This window comes from Bacteroidota bacterium (assembly GCA_034723125.1).
Classification (GTDB): domain Bacteria; phylum Bacteroidota; class Bacteroidia; order CAILMK01; family JAAYUY01; genus JAYEOP01.
Window position 1 is genome coordinate 1 of sequence record JAYEOP010000164.1, and the last position, 2,793, is coordinate 2,793.

Genomic DNA, 2,793 nt, shown 5'->3' on the forward strand with positions numbered 1-2,793 from the left:
ATTTTAACTTTATATTTTTTAGCGATTCCATAATTTGAGTTTTTGCTTCTTTTTTACCTCTTTTGTGTTTTCTCCTTGAGGAGAAATTTTAAGGTAAAAACTCAAATTATTACATTGGAGGTTTTAGGATTGGTAATTTGGCTACCGACTGGAGACTGCCTACTGCGGACTGGTAAGTTGTTTATATTTTCACGCAACTTGGTATAAGAGGCACTAATTAATCAAAACTAATTTAAAAATACAGTTGGTATAATGATTCATATTTAATATTTTTACCGCAATAAAAAAACTAATCTAAAATTGATTTATTATGAAAAAACTAATATTAGCATTTGTATTTCTTTCCTTTTCTGTTTTTTCTTTTGCACTTAATCCCGTTCGAGAATATTCCATAACTCCCGCTGATTATGGAATGGACTATAAAACCGTGAAAATTAAAACCAGCGATGGACTGCAATTACATGCATGGTTTTTTGATGCAACCGAAGGAAGCTCCCGTAAATGCATCATTTTAAGCGATGACGGTGATGGAAATATGGCTGACCTGATAGAGCTTGCAAGTAACTTTCTTTCACTTGGCTATCATGTTCTTACTTACGATTATCGAGGATTTGGTAAAAGTGATGATTTTAAAATTAACAAAAAATTCTACATTTACAATCAATTTGAAAAAGACTTAAATGCTGCTGTTGAATATGTTGATAGAAAATATGGTTCTTTAAAAACCCTTCATTTATACGGAATAGGAATTGGAGCAGGCTTATCAATTGGCATTGGTGCAAACGATCCAAAAGTTAGTAAAGTTATTGCCGACTCTCCATATCTTACTTTTGAACTTGTACAAAAAAGATACATGGAGGCTTATGGTCAAAAAGTACTTACTCCTCTTGGTTTTAACAAAAATGTAATGGAACCAAAATATGCTCTTGAAGAAAAAGGTGTAGGATTAATTGGAATTTTAATAATAGCAGGTTCCGAAGATTTGCTTTTTACCGAAGATGACCTTAAAGAATTATCAAGAATAAAAAAGAAAATTACAGACACTTATGTTGTTGAAGGTGCAAATATGAAAACCACTTTTACAAGTAGCAAAGCCGATTATTTTAAAGAAATAAAAGATTTTTTAGGAGTTTAAAATATTTTTTTCAAATAATTTAACTCATTCTAAAATTAAAATAACCCGATAAAAATTATGTACTTATTTTTTGATACAGAAACAACAGGACTTCCCAGAAATTATAAAGCACCAATTGAAGACAGTGATAATTGGCCACGATTGGTTCAAATAGCTTGGTTGCTTTATGACAATGACGGAAACAGAATTGACGGCAAAGAATTTATTATTAAACCAGAAGGTTTTACAATTCCGATAGAAGCATCAAGGGTTCATGGTATTTCAACAGAAAAAGCAATTTCCGAAGGGCAGGACTTGAATGAAATTTTAATTCTCTTTGCAAAGGATATTGAAAAAGCAAATTCAATTGTAGCACATAATATTAGTTTTGATGAGAAAATTGTAGGTGCTGAATTTTATCGAAAAAAAGTTGCCAATAAATTATTTCAAAAAAAGCGTATTTGCACAATGAAAGCATCCACTAACTTTTGCAGGCTTCCTGGTAGATACGGTTATAAATGGCCTAATTTAGCTGAATTGCATACAAAATTATTTGGTAAAAGTTTTGAAGGAGCTCACGATGCAGCCGCGGATATTAATGCTACGGCAAAATGCTTTTGGAGATTAAAAGAATTGCATGTAATTTAAAAAATTATTCAAACATCTTTTTTTCTACATACAATCCTTTAATATTCCGCTGTACTTATTACTAAAAGAGAATTATCGTTTTGATAAATGATAGGAGAATTCCTTAAATTTTAAAACTAATGACTCGTCTTTTTTAAATATCACTGTACATTTATAATCTTCTGTAGTTTTATTATCAACGTAAAAAGCACTTTTATCCTTGCACCATTGATATTTTGAATTGTCAAGAATTTGATTTCTATTGTCTTTGATAATAATTTCCTCATCATTTATTACCATATAAAGAGTATCAATATCTTTAAAAACTTCAAAAAGCAGAATTTGCTCAAGAGAGATTGTATCTTTATTGAATAAGTCAAAGGATTCAATTTTCCATTCTCCTTGAATTGATTTTTCGTTTTTTTGATAAGTGCAAGCTACAATTACGAAGCACAATAATATTACTATGAAAATTCTTTTTAAAAAAATAAATTTAATCATTTCAGTTTATTTTAATCAATATGTGTTTTTAATGCCTCATAAATTTCAAGCCAAGGAATTGTATTAATATTAACAATATCACCCTGTTCATTAGTTAAATACATACAATGTTCATCGTAAAAGTGTCCAGTACAATCTGATGAATTAACCATTACAATCCCAGTAAAATGATATCTGATTCCATTAGGATCAGTAACCCAAATATCATAATCTGTTAATGTTGGAGGAAGCAATTTAAATTCAATCCATCCTGAATAATGCCAAACTTTACCGTTTTGGTCCGTGATTTCACCTTCTACTTCCACACGTTTTGGTTTTGCTTCTGTGATTGTTGAAAGCAACAAAAAATTAAGAAATAAGATTACAACAATTTTTAAAGTGTTTTTTTTCATAACATTACTTTTTTAAAGGTTAAAAGAAATGCAATAATAATAATAATAATAACCAAATTTTTTAAAAAATATTAGATATTACAATTTTATAACAAGTTGCATTCAAATGTATCATTTAGAATTTAAATTATTTTTTGTCTGATTAATTTTTCTTCTTGT

4 protein-coding genes are annotated in these 2,793 nt (G+C 28.9%); 2 read left to right on the top strand and 2 right to left on the bottom strand.

Annotated features, from left to right (window positions below; all coding sequences use genetic code 11):
- Positions 1-310: 310 nt before the first annotated feature.
- Positions 311-1,135 (top strand): alpha/beta hydrolase, encoded by an 825-nt coding sequence (locus tag U9R42_04875; protein ID MEA3495350.1) that lies wholly within the window; start codon positions 311-313, stop codon positions 1,133-1,135.
- A 57-nt stretch (positions 1,136-1,192) separates the two neighbouring features.
- Entirely contained in the window at positions 1,193-1,762 is a 570-nt protein-coding gene (locus tag U9R42_04880; GenBank protein MEA3495351.1) for a 3'-5' exonuclease, read from the top strand.
- 72 nt (positions 1,763-1,834) lie between these two features.
- Here the strand turns inward: U9R42_04880 and U9R42_04885 are convergent, their stop codons facing one another.
- Both U9R42_04885 and U9R42_04890 read right to left on the bottom strand, forming a co-directional pair.
- The gene (locus U9R42_04885) at positions 1,835-2,242 is read right to left on the bottom strand and encodes a hypothetical protein (GenBank protein MEA3495352.1); all 408 of its coding nucleotides are present in this window, start codon (positions 2,240-2,242) and stop codon (positions 1,835-1,837) included.
- A gap of 11 nt (positions 2,243-2,253) precedes the next feature.
- On the bottom strand, positions 2,254-2,634 hold the full coding sequence (locus tag U9R42_04890) for a hypothetical protein (GenBank protein MEA3495353.1): 381 nt from the start codon (positions 2,632-2,634) through the stop codon (positions 2,254-2,256).
- Between the last annotated feature and the right edge of the window lie 159 nt (positions 2,635-2,793).

What these genes read in the sequence shown, in the direction of transcription:
- U9R42_04875 (MEA3495350.1), top strand. Translation starts at nt 311, where the DNA reads ATGAAAAAACTAATATTAGCATTTGTATTTCTTTCCTTTTCTGTTTTT.
- U9R42_04880 (MEA3495351.1), top strand. Translation starts at nt 1,193, where the DNA reads ATGTACTTATTTTTTGATACAGAAACAACAGGACTTCCCAGAAATTAT.
- U9R42_04885 (MEA3495352.1), bottom strand. Translation starts at nt 2,242, where the DNA reads ATGATTAAATTTATTTTTTTAAAAAGAATTTTCATAGTAATATTATTG.
- U9R42_04890 (MEA3495353.1), bottom strand. Translation starts at nt 2,634, where the DNA reads ATGAAAAAAAACACTTTAAAAATTGTTGTAATCTTATTTCTTAATTTT.